Source organism: Bacteroidales bacterium, from assembly GCA_014860575.1.
GTDB lineage: Bacteria > Bacteroidota > Bacteroidia > Bacteroidales > JAAYJT01 > JAAYJT01.
On the sequence record JACZJK010000043.1, the window covers coordinates 47,494 to 65,922 of the forward strand.

General features: G+C 42.4%; 12 protein-coding genes, 1 tRNA gene and 1 pseudogene. 8 read left to right on the forward strand and 6 right to left on the reverse strand.

Annotated elements, in window-relative coordinates; genetic code table 11:
- Window positions 1-8: 8 nt before the first annotated feature.
- The 3 genes from IH597_11875 (at window position 9) to IH597_11885 (ending at window position 4,369) form a co-directional block, all read left to right on the forward strand.
- Window positions 9-1,253, forward strand: a complete 1,245-nt coding sequence (locus IH597_11875) for an aspartyl protease family protein (protein MBE0663151.1) — start codon at window positions 9-11, stop codon at window positions 1,251-1,253.
- Window positions 1,254-1,328: 75 nt separating this feature from the next.
- Window positions 1,329-3,710, forward strand: a complete 2,382-nt coding sequence (locus tag IH597_11880) for an alpha-glucosidase C-terminal domain-containing protein (protein ID MBE0663152.1) — start codon at window positions 1,329-1,331, stop codon at window positions 3,708-3,710.
- 26 nt (window positions 3,711-3,736) lie between these two features.
- Window positions 3,737-4,369 carry a SagB/ThcOx family dehydrogenase gene (locus IH597_11885; GenBank protein ID MBE0663153.1) on the forward strand — a complete coding sequence of 211 codons (633 nt, stop codon included), beginning with the start codon at window positions 3,737-3,739 and terminating at the stop codon, window positions 4,367-4,369.
- 88 nt (window positions 4,370-4,457) lie between these two features.
- Here the strand turns inward: IH597_11885 and IH597_11890 are convergent.
- Window positions 4,458-4,531: transfer RNA gene (locus IH597_11890), tRNA-Pro, on the reverse strand.
- 205 nt (window positions 4,532-4,736) lie between these two features.
- Window positions 4,737-5,903 (reverse strand): annotated as a pseudogene (gene folK, locus IH597_11895) (2-amino-4-hydroxy-6-hydroxymethyldihydropteridine diphosphokinase).
- A 150-nt stretch (window positions 5,904-6,053) separates the two neighbouring features.
- Between folK and sppA the strand changes: the two are divergent.
- The 4 genes from sppA (at window position 6,054) to IH597_11915 (ending at window position 9,909) form a co-directional block, all read left to right on the forward strand.
- Complete coding sequence (gene sppA / locus IH597_11900) at window positions 6,054-7,817, forward strand: signal peptide peptidase SppA (protein MBE0663154.1); 1,764 nt, start codon at window positions 6,054-6,056, stop codon at window positions 7,815-7,817.
- A gap of 50 nt (window positions 7,818-7,867) precedes the next feature.
- Window positions 7,868-8,509 (forward strand): hypothetical protein, encoded by a 642-nt coding sequence (locus IH597_11905; protein ID MBE0663155.1) that lies wholly within the window; start codon window positions 7,868-7,870, stop codon window positions 8,507-8,509.
- Between the two features lie 168 nt (window positions 8,510-8,677).
- A complete protein-coding gene (locus IH597_11910; GenBank protein MBE0663156.1) occupies window positions 8,678-9,220 on the forward strand; it encodes a hypothetical protein in 543 nt (180 codons plus the stop codon).
- Between the two features lie 143 nt (window positions 9,221-9,363).
- A complete protein-coding gene (locus IH597_11915; protein ID MBE0663157.1) occupies window positions 9,364-9,909 on the forward strand; it encodes a hypothetical protein in 546 nt (181 codons plus the stop codon).
- An 88-nt stretch (window positions 9,910-9,997) separates the two neighbouring features.
- Here IH597_11915 and IH597_11920 read toward each other — a convergent pair whose 3' ends face one another.
- A complete protein-coding gene (locus IH597_11920) occupies window positions 9,998-10,876 on the reverse strand; it encodes a 5'-nucleotidase, lipoprotein e(P4) family (protein MBE0663158.1) in 879 nt (292 codons plus the stop codon).
- A 92-nt stretch (window positions 10,877-10,968) separates the two neighbouring features.
- On the reverse strand, window positions 10,969-14,496 hold the full coding sequence (gene nifJ, locus IH597_11925) for a pyruvate:ferredoxin (flavodoxin) oxidoreductase (protein ID MBE0663159.1): 3,528 nt from the start codon (window positions 14,494-14,496) through the stop codon (window positions 10,969-10,971).
- Between the two features lie 369 nt (window positions 14,497-14,865).
- Between nifJ and IH597_11930 the strand changes: the two genes are divergently transcribed.
- Window positions 14,866-15,879, forward strand: coding sequence for a dihydroorotate dehydrogenase-like protein (locus tag IH597_11930; protein MBE0663160.1), 1,014 nt, complete (start codon window positions 14,866-14,868; stop codon window positions 15,877-15,879).
- A gap of 55 nt (window positions 15,880-15,934) precedes the next feature.
- On the opposite strand, the gene IH597_11935 is transcribed toward IH597_11930, so the two are convergent.
- Complete coding sequence (locus tag IH597_11935) at window positions 15,935-17,497, reverse strand: 4Fe-4S binding protein (protein MBE0663161.1); 1,563 nt, start codon at window positions 17,495-17,497, stop codon at window positions 15,935-15,937.
- 3 nt (window positions 17,498-17,500) lie between these two features.
- Window positions 17,501-18,427, reverse strand: coding sequence for a DUF362 domain-containing protein (locus IH597_11940; GenBank protein ID MBE0663162.1), 927 nt, complete (start codon window positions 18,425-18,427; stop codon window positions 17,501-17,503).
- Between the last annotated feature and the right edge of the window lie 2 nt (window positions 18,428-18,429).

Consider the following 18,429-nt stretch of genomic DNA (forward strand, 5'->3'; position numbering starts at 1 on the left):
ACTTTGCGATGAAGAAACTTAAAACCAATATAATCGCCAGCTTGCTTTCCTTTGGATTGCTGCTAATGTGCTTTGTTGCCTCTGGGCAAATTATTGGTTTTGAGATCATAAATCAAAATGGTAAAACAACATTCGGTTTTGAAAAGGTAAATAACCTTGTGATTATACCCGTGATGCTCAATGGACAGTTACCATTGAATTTCATCCTCGACACCGGGGTCAGAACCACCATTCTCACTGATCGCACCATCAGCGATATTGTTAATATTTCATACGACCGATCCGTGACAATCGCCGGCGCAGGTCACATCCGGGAACTTAATGCCTACCTTGCAACTAATGTATCTTTATCAATGCCTGGCATTAACGGGCAGGGACAATCACTTATCGTACTCGAGGAGGATTATCTGGAGTTAAGAACCCACCTGGGCATGAATGTTCATGGCATCATCGGTTATGAATTTTTCAACCATTTTGTTGTAATGATTGATTACCAAAGCAACCTGATTACTGTTTATGACCCGGATGTTTTCAAGCCACGAAGAAATTTCACAGCTATTCCCATCACTATTGAGCAAGGCCGTCCGTATATTGAAGCAAGTATGACCCAATTCGAGGGATCCGTTTTTAATCCGAAGCTTTTGATTGACTCCGGGGCAAGCCATGGTTTGCTTCTGGAAAAAGATTCTGACGAAGACATTCTTCTACCTGAAGACAATCTTGCGACCATTATTGGTTGGGGACTCGGAGGAGAATTAAAAGGTTCACTCGGCAGGATTAAGAATCTTTCAATTAACAAGTTTGAATTCGAGGATGTGCTGGCTTCATTTACCGAGGATTATTCTAGCCCGGATGTGAATTTGCTGACCAACCGTAATGGCTCGATTGGTGGCGACCTGTTGAGCCGCTTTACCATTGTAATTGATTACAATGGCAGGATGATTTACCTGAGAAAATCAAGAGCCTACAGTTATCCTTTTGAGTTTAACCTTGGTGGAATTGACATCATCGCCGATGGAGTTGATTTCAATACTTTCAGGATAATCAATGTGATAGAGGGTTCACCTGCATTTCATGCGGGTTTGAAAAATGACGACATTATTGTGGCAATAAATGGGAAAAACGCAATCAGCATATCTTTAACCGACATAAACAACATTTTGCGGTCGAAACCGGGAAGCAGGGTGGTTGTCGTACTTAACCGCGACAATGAAATCATAAGAACTTCATTCCGCTTAAAACGCATGATCTGATATGAATCACTTCATCAGTAACTAAAAGATTTCTTAATAAATAACCATTCAATAAGGATCTAACTTGATACTACTATGAAAAAGCAGATGTTGCCACTTTCTCTTTTATTACTTGTATTCACATCCTGTCTTGACCAAAGACAGAGTGAGATTTTTCCAAAAGAAAGCCATTTACCCGGCCTGGCTTCACCTTTTAAACTACAAGGGCCCCAATCGGTGCTTTTGCTGGCCGATTACTTTTTAGACCCTGCAATTGTAGATTCAGTAAATGGCAATGAAGCTTTTACTTTTCATCACAATAAGGAAGCGGGTGAAGTGCTGATCACTGCTAAAAACGATGATATTCCACAATACTCTGAACTCAAAATCTGGGTCACAGGATATAAGTATTCAATTCTTGTGGAGAAGTCGAAAAAAGTTAAGTTTGTTTACAGTTTCGACCCCAAAAACAAAGCCTACCGTAGTGTTCATCTGTTTGGCCAGATGAACAACTGGAACCGCAGCGCTACTCCGATGGTTTTCAGGGATGGGCTCTGGCAAACTGAACTTGAGCTTAACCCCGGGAGGTATCAATACCTGCTTATGCTTGATGGGAAAGAAAGTCTCGACCTGAACAATCCGGATATTACAGATAACAACATCGGTGGGTTCAATTCGGTGTTGAACGTCGGAAATAGTGATTCCTTAAACGTGCCTCGCCTGTTTACTTCTAGCACAGAGTTGGATCAGATCAGGGTTGGCTTTGAGAATGATCCGGAGAAAATATTTGTATTCTGGCAGAACCATCGTTTGCCTGTTGAATTCATAATCAGACAAAGCAATAAGCTGGTCATTACAATACCGAAGGCGGCCGAAAATACAGATCGCTCCTTTATTCGTATCTGGTCGTACAACAAAGAAGGTGCTTCAAATGATCTGTTGATCCCGCTCCATAAGCGACAGGTATTAGACAGCCTTAGCATGCTCACCCGCGATGATGCTGAAGCTTCCATCCTTTATTTCCTGATGATTGACCGGTTCAATAATGGCAATCAGGAAAACGATGAACCAATTGATGATCCGGAAGTAAATTCAAAGACAAATTATTGGGGAGGTGATTTGGCCGGGATCACAAAAAAAATCCGGGATGGTTATTTTGCGAACCTTGGCATCAATTCCATCTGGTTATCGCCGATTACCCAAAATCCGCTTCAGGCTTATGTTGAGTATCCTGAACCCAAACGCAAGTACAGCGGCTATCATGGCTACTGGCCCATCACATTGACGACAGTTGACCACCGCTTCGGTACCTCCGCCGAAATGCATGAACTTGTTAAAGAAGCACATGCCAACGGCATTAATGTGCTGTTAGATTTTGTTTCGAACCATGTGCATGAGGAAAATAAACTTATAAAAGAAAATCCTGCATGGGCTACGGAGCTGACACTGCCTGACGGACAAAAAAATATCCGGCTCTGGGACGACCAGCGCCTGACCACCTGGTTTGACACTTTCCTGCCAACGCTCGACTTAAGCAACCCGGAAGTAGCTGAATTGTTGGCTGATTCCGCTTTGTACTGGATCAAAGAATACAAGCTCGACGGCTTCAGGCACGATGCTACCAAACACATTCCCGAACAATACTGGCGTACACTCACGCGCAAACTGAAAGAAGAAGTCATGTTGCCCCAAAATAAAAGGCTTTACCAGATCGGTGAAACTTTTGGCGGCCGCGAGCTGATTGGAAGTTATGTTGGATCAGGTTTGCTCGACGGACAGTTTGATTTTAACCTTTACTTTGATGCCCGTAGCGTCTTTGCTCTCGATAACGAAAGTTTCATCAGGATGAACAACTCTTTAATGGAAACCTTTGACTATTACGGATCTAACCATTTGATGGGCAATATCACCGGCAACCACGATTTGCCGCGCTTTATATCCTTTGCAGGTGGATCATTGAGCTTTGATGAAGACGGCGTTGAGGCTGGCTGGAGCAGGGATATCAAGGTTGGAAACCCTAATGCTTATGCTAAACTGAGTATGCTCACTGCCTTTACAATGACCATTCCCGGGGTTCCTGTCATTTATTATGGTGATGAAATAGGCATTCCGGGTGGTGGCGATCCCGATTCACGCAGGCCTATGCGCTTTGAAAACCTGGCGCCAAAAGAAATCGAAACAAAAGAAATTGCAGCAAAATTGACAAAACTGCGCCAAAACAGGCTTTCATTGATTTATGGCGATTTATATGTGCTTCATCTCAGCAACGACACTTGGGTATACTCACGCCGGTATTTTGATGAAATAACCATTGTAGCCTTTAACAAAGGAAACCAGCCAGCAACTATTTCATTTGAACTACCTGAAATATTTAACGAAACAATATTAAAAGATAATTTTGGAAACAAGGCTGACAAAAATGAAAACCATGTAACTGTTACAATACAACCTTATAGTTTTGAAATACTGGTTAATTAAATCATAGCCGCTAAAATCTTATTCAAATGAAGAAACTTTTTATCCTTATGATCATGGCATCAGGAATTTCAATTACCGCTCAAAACATAGTTTTACCTGAACCACAAAAAACCGGAGGGAAACCACTGATGGAAGCGCTCAATGAACGGCATTCAAGCCGTACATTTTCCGAGCGCGAACCAGATCTTCAAACCCTCTCCGATTTGCTCTGGGCTGGATTTGGCTACAATCGTCCTGAGGAACGAAAACGTACCGCTCCTACTTCAAGAAATTACCAGGAAATTGAAATTTATGTTTCAATAGCTTCGGGGCTGTACGTATATGATGCCTGGGAAAACACCCTGGTTCAAATACATAACCGCGATATTCGTGCGAACACAGGTTCGCAGGATTACGTAGGAAAAGCGCCCCTTAACCTTGTTTATGTGGCCAACCAGCAAAAAGTTCAGAACCCGCATAGCGAACGCCAACTGCTGGCATCACATACCAATGCTGGCTTTATTGCACAAAATGTATATCTCTATTGCGCCTCAGAAGGACTTGTTGCAGTAGTACGTGCTCTTTTCGACTCGGAAATCCTGAAAAAGGAAATGGCGTTGGATGAAAATATGATCATTATCCTCACGCAAACAGTAGGTTACCCGCAGAAGGAAAATTAACATACCATTGAATTCTTTACCGAAAGTTAAAACTTCTCTACAAGGCTGAAAATAAAAAAAAGAGCAGGGTTTCTGCTCTTTGATTTTGTCGGAGTGGTGAGACTCGAACTCACGACCTCTTGCACCCCATGCAAGCACGCTAGCCATCTGCGCCACACCCCGATTTAATTTCTTCTCATTTCTGAACTCACGACCTTCCCGACTCCAGTCGGGACACGCTAGCCTCCCGATAGCTATCGGGATGCGCCACACCCCGTTCTTAATTGGGTTTGCAAAAGTAATATTTTTTTCAATTTGCAATCCTAATTTATTCCGATAATCTAATGAGCTCTTTTTTGATACTAACCCACTGTTTTTTAGCATGATCCTAGAAAACTATTGTGTGTATTCCAGGTTCGTACTTCGTGTTTATTACTTCCAACAAACGATTGTAGTCTGTTGGGTTGCCAACAAAATCGAGGGAGTTGGTATCCATTAATAAAATCCTGCTGTCCGGTAATTGCCGGAGATAATCGAGGTAGCCGGATTGAATTTTTTCAAGGTAGGAATCTTCAATGGCCTGTTCATACAAACGGCCCCGGTAGCGGATGTTTTGCTGCAAGCGTTTCACATCTACATAAAGAAAAATCAGCAGTTCAGGTTTGGGAACCGTGCTTATGATGATGTTAAACAAGCGGTTGAACAAAGCAAACTCATCATCCTGCAGCGTTTTGCGAGCAAATATCAATGATTTATTAATAAAATAATCTGACACGATAAAGGATCTGAAAAGATCCATCATCGCCAGTTGATCCTTCACCTGCTGATAACGAGAAGCCAAAAATGACAACTCCAGCGGAAAAGCATATTTTGCCGGCTCTTTATAAAACTTCGGAAGAAAAGGATTGTCCTCAAATTGCTCAAGGATCAATTTCCCGTTAAAATCATTGGCAAGCCTGGTTGCCAGCGAGGTTTTGCCGGCGCCTATATTGCCCTCTACACAAATGTATTTGTAATTCAATGTGTCCTGCTTCATCATTCATTAAGACTTATCGGGAATCGTTTCGTTGTTGAATATTCGGACATCAGACTCATCGTCGCATTTATTTAGAAGTTCGCCCACTGTCAGGTGAAATACCGGATGTACTAATTCTTCCGCTAATTCAGCCAGTGGCAATAAAGTAAATAAACGTTCATGCAGCCGTGGATGTGGAATTGTGAGATTTTCGTCAATGAGAATTATATTATCGTAAAACAGAATATCAATATCAATTAAACGGCTGGTATAACCATCAGAATGTCTTGTACGTCCAAGGATTGTTTCAATGCGCATTAGTCCGGCAAGCAGATCAAAAGGTGAAAGGTGAGTTTTAATGCAAATAACCTGGTTCAGAAAATTGGTTTCATCAGCAAAACCCCAGGGAACACTTTGATACACAGATGATACCTGACTGATTTTTCCGGTTTGATCACTAATTAAAACTTTAGCTTCATTGAGCATACTGACGCGGTCGCCACGGTTGCTTCCCAACAATAAATAAGCTTTGTGTAACATAAGGGAATTGTAGGCGTCAAAAATACAACTCTTGCGCAAATATTAAATTTTGCTGTAGGTTCTTCCACCAAATAAAAACTTCCTATCTTCGGATGCTCAAAATAAATCGTATCCTTTCGTTTTCTCTATTAACCTCAATAATCAAAATCTATGAGACAGTTTTTTAAATTCATGTTTGCATCCATGCTGGGATTTATCATCGCCGGTTTGCTGTTGCTTTTTATCTTTATTGGCATCCTCGTTTCCATTGCCTCATTCTCGGAAGAAACTACCGTTGTGAAGCCCAACACTGTTCTTCACCTGAAGCTTGATCAGCCAATCATTGACCGCTCACCAAAAAACCCTTTTTCATCAAGCAGTTTCAGCGGGTTTAAGACCAACCCGGGTCTTAACGACTATCTTGAAAACATTGAAAAAGCTTCGAACGATCCGAACATTAAGGGAATTCTTATTGAACCGATGCTTATTCCGGCTGGCCTCAGCACATTGAGCGAGATCCGTGAAGCATTGGAAAAATTCCGCGAAAGTGGCAAGTTCGTTATAAGCTACAGCGAAAACTATTTTCAAACCACCTATTACCTTGCCACTGTAGCAGATAAGATTTATCTGAACCCTGAGGGAATGTTTGAACTCAAAGGTTTGACTGCCAGGGCTGTGTTTCTGAAAGGAATGCTCGAGAAATTAAACATTGAGCCACAGGTGATCAGCTACGGTAAATATAAAAGCGCAGCCGATCCTTTGATTTTCGATAAACTGACCGATGCCAACCGCGAGCAACTTTCAGCGTATGTAAATGGCGCCTGGTCGCAAATGCTTGCTAAAATGGCAGAAGCAAGGAATTTGTCGGTTGAGGAACTCAACGCAATTGCTGACGCCTATAAAATTGAAGAAGCAGAAGATGCGCTTGAACATAATCTTGTTGATGCCCTTTGCTTTAAGGATCAGTTATTACTTGATCTGAAAGAACGACTCGAAATCGCCGAAAGTGAAAAGATAAGCTTTGTGGAACTTGGCAAATATATGAACGCCCCGGTGGCAAGGGAATCCGGTAGTCGTTCGCGTGATAAAATCGCCGTTATTTATGCACAGGGAACCATTTTACCAGGTGAAGGTGATGAGACCACAATTGGTTCTGAAAAAATTTCGGCAACGATAAGAATGGCCCGCGAAGACAAAAATGTAAAAGGCATTGTCCTGCGTGTGAATTCGGGCGGAGGAAGTGCACTTGCTTCTGAAGTGATACTTCGTGAAGTATTGCTTGCTAAAGCGGAGAAACCGGTAGTTGCTTCGTTTGGCGATGTAGCTGCTTCAGGTGGATATTATATCGCTTGTGGCGCTGATAAGATTGTGGCCACTTCTTCAACAATAACAGGATCAATTGGTGTGATCAGTATGATCCCCAACATGCAGAAGTTCTTCAACAACAAACTGGGCATCACATTCGATGAAGTTAAGACCAATGAGTTTTCAGATTTCATACCTTTCAACAGACCAATGAATGATCAGGAAAGAAAGATCATGGAAAGAATGACTGACAATATTTACGAAGTGTTTATCACCCACGTGGCAGCCGGTAGAAATATGACCAAAGAAGAAGTAGACGCCATTGGACAGGGCCGTATCTGGATAGGTACCGATGCTTTGGAAATCGGCCTTATAGATCAGCTTGGAGGTTTGAATGACGCCATTGAATTAACAGCTCAGCTTGCCGGTCTTGAAGATTGGCGGGTAACAGAACTTCCTGTGCAAAAAGATTTTCTCACCATGCTCATGGAAGATTTTTCTGGTTCAGGCGTAAAAAAGGCTGTAAAAACTGAAATGGGCGAATACTACACCTATTACGAATACCTGAAAAACGCAGCCAGTTTCAACGGAATCCAGGCAAGGATGCCCTTTGAAGTGGAGGTTTATTGATTCATTTGAGGATATTACCAGTTGTGGTGCATTAAAACCAATCATTACGAATGAGAAAATGGATTTTTGGAATATCGATGTTGTTGAATGTTTTGTTCATTCTAGCATTCGTATGGAATTGGTTGAATAGTCCTTCAAACGAACTTGGTCGATTAGAAAAAGATATTGAAATCGGATATTTTCAATCAGACAGTTCCGTATTCCGAATACCAAAAGGCTTGACAGTTAAAAATGTATCTGAACGCGGACTGGTAGCAATCGGACAATTTGAGAATGAACGATTTTCAATTGTAATAACTTCAGAAGATGCGAGTTTAGTAAATTACGATTTGCCAAAAGATAGTTTAGATTTGTTTGGCAACTTCTATTCTGCCGAAATTCCACAAAACAGTTTACAAGATGGAATCCCGCAAGGTAACTTCATTTACGAATTATACTTTGCCGAATTCGGTGGACGAATGAAAAATGCAGAATGTAAAGTTGAGATTACTGGGAATAAAATAATAGTCGAGCAAACCGAAAACACAAATCTGACTGGCGGAAACAAAATTTTCAGCGGATTGATATTAAAGCACAAAAGCGGAAAATGGATTTTAGCCGACAACGAAAATGACGTGAATGCTGATGAAATTGGTGGATGTACGGAAATTCCGATTATTGAATTTGATAAAAAATTAATTGAATGGTGTTAAAAAATAACGACACCACAACATTGGCTATACTTAATGCGGGCGAAAGTGCTGATATGAAAGTAATTACATCAAGTATACTAACTACTAAACGGGAAGTGAAGTGCCTCGAAATCCCGCACTTAGAGGAGCATAGGCCGTTAGCACTAATTGTAACAAGACATAGCAACCATGAATTTAGCAGAAAAGACACTTGAAACACTTCAGACAAAAGGAATCTTTGTCGATGTCTTTACAGACCATTATGACGAATCGTTTTTTGGTTTTATTCGAGTTTTTAACAACAATTTTATTCTGTTGGAGAATTACAGCGACGACGGTTTTTATAATGGAGTCATAATTTTTAGACGACAAGACATTACCAGAATTCGATGGGGCAATAACGAAATAAAAAGTGCTTCCAAAATAATCACAAGACAAGAGCAGATTAAAGAACTTGCAGACATCAGTGTTGACTCGATTGAAAGCATTATAAAATCAATTGACAAGGCTTTTGGTTACGTGAGCCTTCAAATTCAGGACATCAACTCAGCCTGGACAATTATTGGACAACTTCAAGAAATGGACTCTGAAACAATTGTTATTAAAGAATTTGGAACAATGTCCACATTAGATAGAGGTATGCTTATGCTTTCCATTGCTGATATTACGCGTGTGGACGCTGGTGGACTCTATGAAAACAACCTTATGAAAATACATGGAAAGAACAACTAGTGCTATCAGCAAACTATCCACAAGTCGCGATTCAGTGCTTCGTTGACAGGAAACTAGTATTTGAAAAGCAACTCTTCGTAGGATGTTCATCGGTTAAATCCCGCCCTGTGTATAGTTACGGAACGTAATGCACAAACTGAAAAATGAAACTTAAGCATACAATATTAATTTCAGTCTTCATCGTAATCGCATTTATTACGGTTAACTTGTCAATGGATAAACGAGACCTGGCAGGAGAATTTTCCGCGACTGAAATAAGACAGATTAAAATTGGAATGAATTTGGAAGATGTTCAAGAAATTTTGGGACAACCTTACCAAATCACTTCACTAGCAGGACTTCACAACCTGACTTGTAAACGACAAAAATCACAATTAGAAGAAGAGATTAATCCTAATTGTGATATTAGACTACTCGTGAATCAAAAGTTTTCTGAAACTGATTTTTGCTGTGAAGGGAACAAAGATGACCTTGCTTGTAAGAGAGTGACTTTAGTTTACACCAAACGACAGAAATTTTCAAGACATTACCCAATGCTATGGATTCATTTGGACAGCCACTTCCAGGTGGTAAGTGTATTCGCAAAGCAATATGACGGATATTTAGGATTTGAAGACCCTTGTATCTACTCATTAACTACGGACAACTATTTTGAAAACGAGGATCTTTTTGAAAGGAACTTTAAATAAAACAAGCCTGTGCAAAACAGCGTATAACGGATACAGTTTTCTTTTAAATCTGATCTAACTCCCATTTAACGCAATGCTTCACACAATATCAAAATGATTCCATCCATTGTCTTCGGATGGCCATTTTGGCTGAGTCGCTGATTGCAAAGTTATAATTGTAAAGAGTTCCTTCCCAGTCGCCGTACATGGCATTGGGTAGAACTATGAACCTTCTGCCAAACTCAAGGTGCAGGCTATCAGTAAGGGCAAGCTTTTCTGCCGCGCTTTTGTTTTCGAACACATCGGTAAAGTCATTCAGATTGTCCCCGATAAGCATGGTAATATGATGCTTGCGGGCAACGGCCATCCTTCGGTTCTCTTTTCCGGATTCGGCGGTTCGAAACATCATATGCTTGTCTTCAACCTGGGGAAAGTTCAACTCACGCATATTTCGCATTGTTGCTTCCTGTAAATGATCGCGGCGGTTCGTAATATAAAATATGGAAACTCCGTAGTTTCGGGCCAGGTTCAAAAATTCAACAGCGCCGGGTAAAGCCCTGGCTTTGCCCAACTCACACCATTCATCCCAGAAATCAGGATAAGAAGTTTGGTTTTCGATGCATTTGGCGCTATGTGGGCTATTATCAAGCAAGGTTTCATCAATATCGCAGATGATCGCCCGGGGTGAGTTCACATTATTATCGCGTAAATCACGTTCAAGCATGAAGCGTGCAAGGTTAAACGTTTGATAACACAACGCACGATATTCTGCGGCCTGTTGTGTATAAAGCGTTGCCATCACAGCCTGCTCCCCGATAGGGATTTTGGCAAGCTCAGCTTCGGTTAATTCGGGTACAGGGATAGTATCCGAAACGATTGTATCAGTTATCGTTGCAGGTTCTTTTGGTTCAAAAGGTGGAAAACACGCAGGAAGGAATAAAACATGTGCAAGCAGAATGCTCGATAAAACCAGGCTGATTTTTCTCATGGTATTGAATATTTTGTGACAAAAATAATGAAAAAGACCCGACAGGTTTGAAAGCCAGTCGGGTCCTGTTGTTTTTAAATTTACCGGTAATTTTAGAACTCCATAGCGGCCATACGTTTGTAGGCGTTGTAGCGCCATTTTGCATTTTGTTCGGCTGCTTTGAAGAGCTCGGTTGCTTCGGTAGGGAAAGCTTTCACAAGCGAAGTATAGCGTACTTCGCTATGAAGGAATTCCTGGAACTTGCTCCAATCGGGTTCTTTTGAATCAAGTTCAAAAGGATTCTTGCCTTCTTCTTCAAGCGTAGGATTGAAGCGGTAATTATGCCAGTAGCCTGCTTCCACTGCCAGTTTTGTCTGCTCCTGGGTCATGCCCATGCCCGAACGTAAACCGTGTGCAATACATGGTGAATAAGCAATCACAACCGATGGACCGGGATAAGCTTCTGCCTCACGAATGGCTTTTAAGGCCTGTGACTGGCTGGAACCCATGGCAATCTGGGCTACGTAAACATAGCCGTAGCTCATGGCCATCATTCCGAGATCTTTTTTCCTGATCTTTTTGCCTGAAGCAGCAAACTTCGCAACAGCTCCGACCGGGGTTGATTTGGAAGCCTGTCCACCGGTGTTCGAGTAAACTTCAGTATCCAGCACCAACAGGTTCACATTTTCACCTGATGCAATCACGTGATCCAAACCACCGTAGCCAATATCATAGGCCCAGCCATCGCCACCAAAAATCCAGACTGATTTCTTGGTGAGATAATGTTTCAGGTTGAGAATTTCACTGGCAAGTGGATGATTGAGTCCTTGCAGGGCTTCGACTACTTTCAATGATGCGCCATTCGATTTTTCAGCATCATCCATCACTTCGAGCCAGTAACTGAAAGCTTCCCTGGCTGTGTCGCCGATGCCATTGGAAAGTGCGTCTTTCATGCGCAACGCAATTCTTTCGCGTAATTTGCGTGATGCAAGTGCCATCCCTAATCCATACTCTGCATTGTCTTCGAACAACGAGTTGGCCCAGGCCGGCCCGTGCCCATCTTTATTCACAGTATAAGGAGTTGCAGGTGCTGAACCGCCATAAATGGAAGAACATCCTGTTGCGTTGGCAATAATCATGCGCTCGCCAAAGAGTTGGGTCACAAGTTTTACGTATGGAGTTTCACCGCAACCGGCGCAGGCTCCTGAGAATTCAAACAACGGTTGTGCAAACTGGCTGTTCTTGACTGATTTATCCTTTGGAACAATAGTGTCTTTGTATGAAACAAGCTTTGAAACCATGTTCCAGTTTTCGATCTCGTGATGCTGACTTTCGAGTGACATAAGCTCAAGGGCCTTTACTTTTGAAGGACAAACATCAACGCAAACGCCGCAACCGGTACAATCAAGCGGACTTACCTGGATGCGGTACTTATAACCATCAAATGTTTTTGGAATGGCTGTCAGGGTGTCAAGGCCTTCGGGCAATTGCTGCATTTCTTCCTCATTGATCAGGAACGGACGAATACAAGCGTGAGGGCAAACAAAAGCACACTGGTTACACTGAATACAATTTTCAGGAATCCACATGGGTACGTCAACAGCAATACCACGCTTTTCGTATGCTGTTGTTCCTTGTGGGAAAGTTCCGTCTTCGCGGCCAAGGAATGTGCTTACAGGAAGTTCATCGCCACGTTGCGCGTTCATAGGTTCAACCACATTGCGGATAAAATCGGGGATATCGCGATCATCGGTGGTGACCTGGACATTGATATTGGCCCATTCTGCCGGGATCTCAACTTTTTCAAGTTCAGCGCCACGTTCTATTGAGGCAAAGTTCATATTGACAACTTCTTCGCCCTTTTTGCCAAACGACTTGATAACGGCTTTACGCATATGGGTTAAAGCTTCATCGTAAGGAATTACATCGGCAATCTTGAAGAAAGCCGATTGCATAATTGTGTTCGTACGATTGCCCAACCCGATTTCAACTGCAATTTTTGTAGCGTTGATGATATAAAAATTTATCTCATTTTGGGCCATGTATTTCTTCATGTCATCAGGAAGGCGTTCCTTGGTTTCTTCGGCATCCCAGATACTGTTCAGCAGAAATACACCTCCTCTTTTTAAACCTGAGATCATGTCGTATTTACCCAGATATGCCGGCACGTGGCAAGCCACAAAATCCGAATTCTTCACCAAATAAGGCGCCCGGATTGGTTTATCGCCAAACCGAAGGTGCGATACCGTGAAACCGCCTGATTTCTTGCTATCGTACGAAAAATATCCCTGGGCGTATTTATCGGTGTGATCGCCAATGATCATGATGGAATTCTTGTTGGCGCCAACTGTTCCGTCCGAACCAAGACCGTAAAACTTTCCGCTGAAAGTGCCTTTGGGCAGTACGTTGATTTGCGGTTGAACGGCTAATGATTTGAAAGTAACATCATCAACAATACCAATGGTGAAATCGTTTTTAGGTTCATTTTGCTCAAGGTTGGCAAATACCGAAACAATATGCGATGGAAATGTATCTTTGGAACTCAAGCCATAGCGGCCTCCAACAATAACCGGCGCATTATCCTTTCCATAAAACATGCTTTTTATGTCAAGATAAAGTGGTTCGCCAATGGAGCCAGGTTCTTTGGTTCGATCCAATACAGCAATGCGTTTTACCGACTTTGGCAGTACATTGAAAAAAAATTTCTCAGAGAAGGGACGATAAAGATGAACTACAACAACGCCTGTTTTTTTACCCTGCGCGTTCAGATATTCTACGGTTTCACGGATGGTTTCGGTAATTGAGCCCATCGCTACAATTATATTTTCTGCTTCAGGATCACCATAATACATAAAAGGATGATACTCGCGTCCGCATTTAGCCGAGAGTTCCTGCATGTAATTTTCAACGATGTCGGGTAAAGCGTCGTAAAACCTGTTTGCCACTTCGCGGGTCTGAAAATAAATATCAGGATTCTGTGCTGTACCACGTGTAACAGGATTCTCAGGGTTGAGTGCGCGATCGCGGAATTCTTGTAATGCTTTGTGGTCAACTAGTCCGGCTAATTCTTCGGTATCGAAATATTCTACTTTCTGAACCTCATGCGAAGTACGGAAACCATCGAAGAAATGCAGGAAAGGAACACGGGATTTAATAGCAGCAAGATGCGCTACTGCTGCAATATCCATGATTTCCTGCACACTGCTTGTTGCAAGCATCGCGAAACCGGTTTGGCGGGTGCTCATTACATCACTGTGATCACCAAAAATTGATAACGCCTGTGCTGCGATACTGCGGGCTGATACATGAAATACTCCGGGAAGCAGTTCGCCGGCAATTTTATACATATTGGGGATCATCAGCAGCAAACCTTGTGATGCTGTGTAAGTGCTTGTAAGCGCTCCGGCTTGCAAAGATCCGTGAACTGCTCCGGCTGCACCAGCCTCTGATTGCATTTCGGTCACCAACACGGTTTCACCGAATATATTCTTGCGGCCGTGGGCAGCCCACTCATCAACATATTCAGCCATGTTTGAGGAAGGAGTGATAGGATAAATGGCAGCAACTTCGCTGAACATATAAGCAATGTGCGCGGCTGCATAATTGCCATCACAAGTAATGAATTTTCTCTTTTTGGTCATAGTCTATATATTTAAGAATCTGTTTTTTAGCACTTTTGGATATTCGCAAATTCCCGGCGAAATTACTCAATAAAGTTGAATTATTTTCATCTTACACATAGCGTAAGCTTATTTGTAAGCATTATAAATTACCTCTTTTTCAGGAGTCAGCCGGGCAAGCATTCCAGAGGATTAATCCAGGCAAAATAGCTGATTGCTATTTGTGCATTATCTGCCATACACGATTATCCGTAAATACATTTTCTATGAGATTAATCAGGCCTCTTTGGATGGAAACCAAAAAATGATGAACAATTCCAGCCGAAGATTGTATATTTGTCAGCAATTAGAAACTAATAATCATCCGTCACTAACCTCAAAGCAAAAGATATGACAAACCTGAATACTACTTACCTCGGACTTAATCTTAAGAACCCTGTTATCGCTGGAAGTTCGAACCTCAGCACCGATCCGTCGGTACTTAAAAGGATTGAAGATAGCGGTGCAGCTGCCATTGTGTACAAATCGCTTTTTGAAGAGCAAATCCAATTAGAACGATACCAGATGGAAGAAGATCTTGGCGAGTACAATGAACGCCATGCTGAAATGATCAGTATTTTCCCGAGTATTGAACATGCCGGCCCCCAAGCCCATCTCGAAAATCTCAGAAAAGCGAAAGCAAGCCTAGAGATTCCATTGATAGCCAGCTTGAATGCAGTGTACAAAGAATCATGGGTTGATTATGCACAACTCATTGAACAAACAGGTGTTGATGCCCTCGAACTGAACTTTTTTGCGATCCCAACAAAGTTCACCAATGATGGGAAATCAATAGAGGAAGAACAACTTGACATTATCAAAGCTATAAAAGGCAAACTAAAGATTCCTGTAAGCGTTAAGCTCAGCCCTTTTTACACCAATCCGCTGCATTTTATTAAACAGATTGATGATTTGGGTGTAAACGGCCTGGTAGTTTTTAACAAGCTTTTTCAACCCGAAATTAATGTGGATGAAGAAAAGCATATTACTCCCTGGAACCTGAGCGATGCCAATGACAAGCGTTTGCCGTTGCGTTTTACAGGTTTGCTCTACAATAAAGTGAATGCCAATATTTGCAGTAGTACAGGAGTGTTTGAAGGAAAAGACATTGCTGCTATGATCCTTGCCGGGGCTGATGCCGTACAGGTGGTCAGCGTCTTATATCGTCATAAGCCTGAACATATTGCGAAAATGCTCAGCGATTTACAAGCCTGGATGGAGGCAAAAGGCTACGATAGTCTGAAGGCTTTCCAGGGCAAATTGTCGGCTGCTACGCTCAATGATCCTTTTGTTTACAAACGCGCTCAGTATGTGGATGCGCTGCTGAATTCCGATGATTTACTTAAAAGGGCCCGGCTTTCATAAGAACTTGAATCTGATACTTGTAAACCCGCTGGTTATATACTGGTGGGTTTTTTTATTAAAATGGGAAATCATCTTCCGGTTTTGGTGCTGCAAGCTGTTCCAGAACCTCAGGTTTGTCAGCGATTTGATGAACTTTATTTCCATCCACATAAATGGCTTTGAAGGGTTTGGTCGGACAAGCATATTCACACGCGCCACAACCAATACAAATCTCGGGCTTGACTTCTGGAATCAGCAATACCTTCCGCCAGGGAACCATAATCACAGCCTTGGTAGGGCAATGCTCCGAACAGGCACCGCAGTCGGTGAGATCGGTTCGCACGATACAATTGCGGCGGATAAATACAACCTTCCCTATCTGCTCAACGTGTTTTTGTTCCAGTGTTAACGGCAAAATTGCACCGGTCGGACATGCTTCGCCGCATAAAGTGCAATCGAAGTTACAGAAGCTCGTATGGTAATCCATTCGTGGTTGCAGAAATCCTTTCAGCCCATATTCAAAAAGGGAGGGTTGTAGTACTTGCTTTGGACATACACTCACGCAAAGGTGGCAGGCAATACATTTTGAAACAAAGTGGTCAAGACTTTTTGATCCCGGTGGCGAAACGGGAAAGTTTTTCTCTTCAGGTATTGTTGTAGGATTCTCATGCTGTGGTTGATCTATAGTGTTTGCAAGGCCGGCAGTGGCAATCACCAGTGAAGCCGAACTGCCCAGAAATTGCCTCCTTGAAGAATTGTGCGAAGCATCTGAAGTAATTGGAAGCCCAATGCTATATAACACCCCATTTGATTTACAGGCTGTCAGGCAGTTATAACAACCTACGCAGCGGGACATGTCAACTGATTTCTCTTTGGTGTTGATGCAGCCCGCTTTACAAACCTGCTGGCACAATCCACATGAGTTGCAAAGTTGCTGATCAAGCCTGATTTTGTAGAGCGAGAATTTTGATAATAAACCCAGAAATGTTCCTACCGGACAAACCGTATTGCAATACTGCCGGCCATAAGCGGCAGCCATCCAAACCACCAGGGTCATTAATGCAACAACTGCTCCTGCTGATGCCCAACTATACGCACGAAATTCAATCGGGTTCAGCCAATAATTATTAATGCTGAAAAGCAGGGAGGATATACCATTGTTTATATAGATATACACTGGCCTGACTGCATGGGTCATAAAACGGCCAAAAACACTGAATGGATCAAGCCAGCCTAAAATGATTATAAATCCTGAAAATGACGCAGCAACAACTACTATAAGAAGACTATAACGAAGTATATTCCTGGCCTTTAAAAACCTGAACCTGCGTTTCTTTTTCCGGAACAAATTTGCGATTCTTGTTATTACATCCTGCAGGATGCCCAGTGGGCAGATGAAACTACAATAAATCCGGCCAAAAAGTAAGGTAAGAATTATCACAACCAGAATGCCCAGTGCCATCCATCCAATGACGGTTGTAGCCTGAATAACAGAAGGAACCAATTGCAGAAACAAAAAGGATTCCCTGAACCAGACCGGGAAGGTTTCTTTGGTATCTAAAAAGATAAAGGAAAGAGAAAGCAGAAACACTATTGAAACAAAGACCCTTAATTTCTTAAGATTGTGTGGTTTGAACATGTTTTACATGCTAATACGGTTGATTGAGAGTTGCTGGAGGTTCATATTCCCGATGCCCATATCATGACCAATTACAATGTGTGGAATTTCATCCGGTTCCGAACCAAAAACACGGGTTGCGGCTGCATCAATGGCAACTATATCAGTTGAAACAAGCAGGTTGCGCGTTAATAAAACATCTGCCTCCGACACTCCACGCGGCCCATTACGGGTTAAAACCCGGTAAGCATCCACAACATTTAGCGTTGGCTTTGAATAAAGGCAAAAATCAGCAATACACTGGTGAAGGTCATTCCTGTGCCAAAACCTGCGATCCCATACTATTCCCATAAGATTTTTCATAGCAATCGTAACACGTGCTGATGCATGATGCTTGAGTATTGGGACATTAATAAAAACATCTGAATTCAAAATAGTCTCGTGAACCAGGGCCGTTTTCAGCTTCTCTCCACCAGGTATTTGCACTTCATGATACATTTTTTCAACATTTCCGGGAACCATCTTTCCGCCGGCACTTTTTACAGCAGTTTCTATTCCGCTATTATTATAACATGCCGTCCAAAGATCGCAAGTGTTATCAAAAACGAAAACATCTTTTGCTCCGGCCTGGAAACAATGTTCGATAATCCGTTTTACTAAGCCGGGGTGCGTATTTGCAGCTCTTTCGGGGCTCACATCCCAGCCGATATTTGGCTTTACAACAACACTTCGCCCAGGTTTTACAAACTTACCAATACCACCAAGTGATTCAATTGCCTTGTCGAACATAGCCTCGGGTTCGCCATTGCGCACAGCAACCAGGTCGTATGGCTTGTCATTGACAGCTGAGGCTTCCATCGCCCATAGCGAAGAAAAACTTCCAAATTTAAAGGCAGTTCCCGCGACCAGGGTAGCAGCCGCTGTTTTTTGCAAAAAATCTCGTCTTTTCATAT

Bases quoted from the DNA above. Each gene is read 5' to 3' on its own strand.
- IH597_11910 (MBE0663156.1), top strand. From the start codon at position 8,678: ATGAATTTAGCAGAAAAGACACTTGAAACACTTCAGACAAAAGGAATC.
- IH597_11920 (MBE0663158.1), bottom strand. From the start codon at position 10,876: ATGAGAAAAATCAGCCTGGTTTTATCGAGCATTCTGCTTGCACATGTT.
- IH597_11885 (MBE0663153.1), top strand. From the start codon at position 3,737: ATGAAGAAACTTTTTATCCTTATGATCATGGCATCAGGAATTTCAATT.
- IH597_11880 (MBE0663152.1), top strand. From the start codon at position 1,329: ATGAAAAAGCAGATGTTGCCACTTTCTCTTTTATTACTTGTATTCACA.
- IH597_11935 (MBE0663161.1), bottom strand. From the start codon at position 17,497: ATGTTCAAACCACACAATCTTAAGAAATTAAGGGTCTTTGTTTCAATA.
- IH597_11905 (MBE0663155.1), top strand. From the start codon at position 7,868: ATGAGAAAATGGATTTTTGGAATATCGATGTTGTTGAATGTTTTGTTC.
- IH597_11940 (MBE0663162.1), bottom strand. From the start codon at position 18,427: ATGAAAAGACGAGATTTTTTGCAAAAAACAGCGGCTGCTACCCTGGTC.
- nifJ (MBE0663159.1), bottom strand. From the start codon at position 14,496: ATGACCAAAAAGAGAAAATTCATTACTTGTGATGGCAATTATGCAGCC.
- IH597_11930 (MBE0663160.1), top strand. From the start codon at position 14,866: ATGACAAACCTGAATACTACTTACCTCGGACTTAATCTTAAGAACCCT.
- IH597_11915 (MBE0663157.1), top strand. From the start codon at position 9,364: ATGAAACTTAAGCATACAATATTAATTTCAGTCTTCATCGTAATCGCA.
- IH597_11875 (MBE0663151.1), top strand. From the start codon at position 9: ATGAAGAAACTTAAAACCAATATAATCGCCAGCTTGCTTTCCTTTGGA.
- sppA (MBE0663154.1), top strand. From the start codon at position 6,054: ATGAGACAGTTTTTTAAATTCATGTTTGCATCCATGCTGGGATTTATC.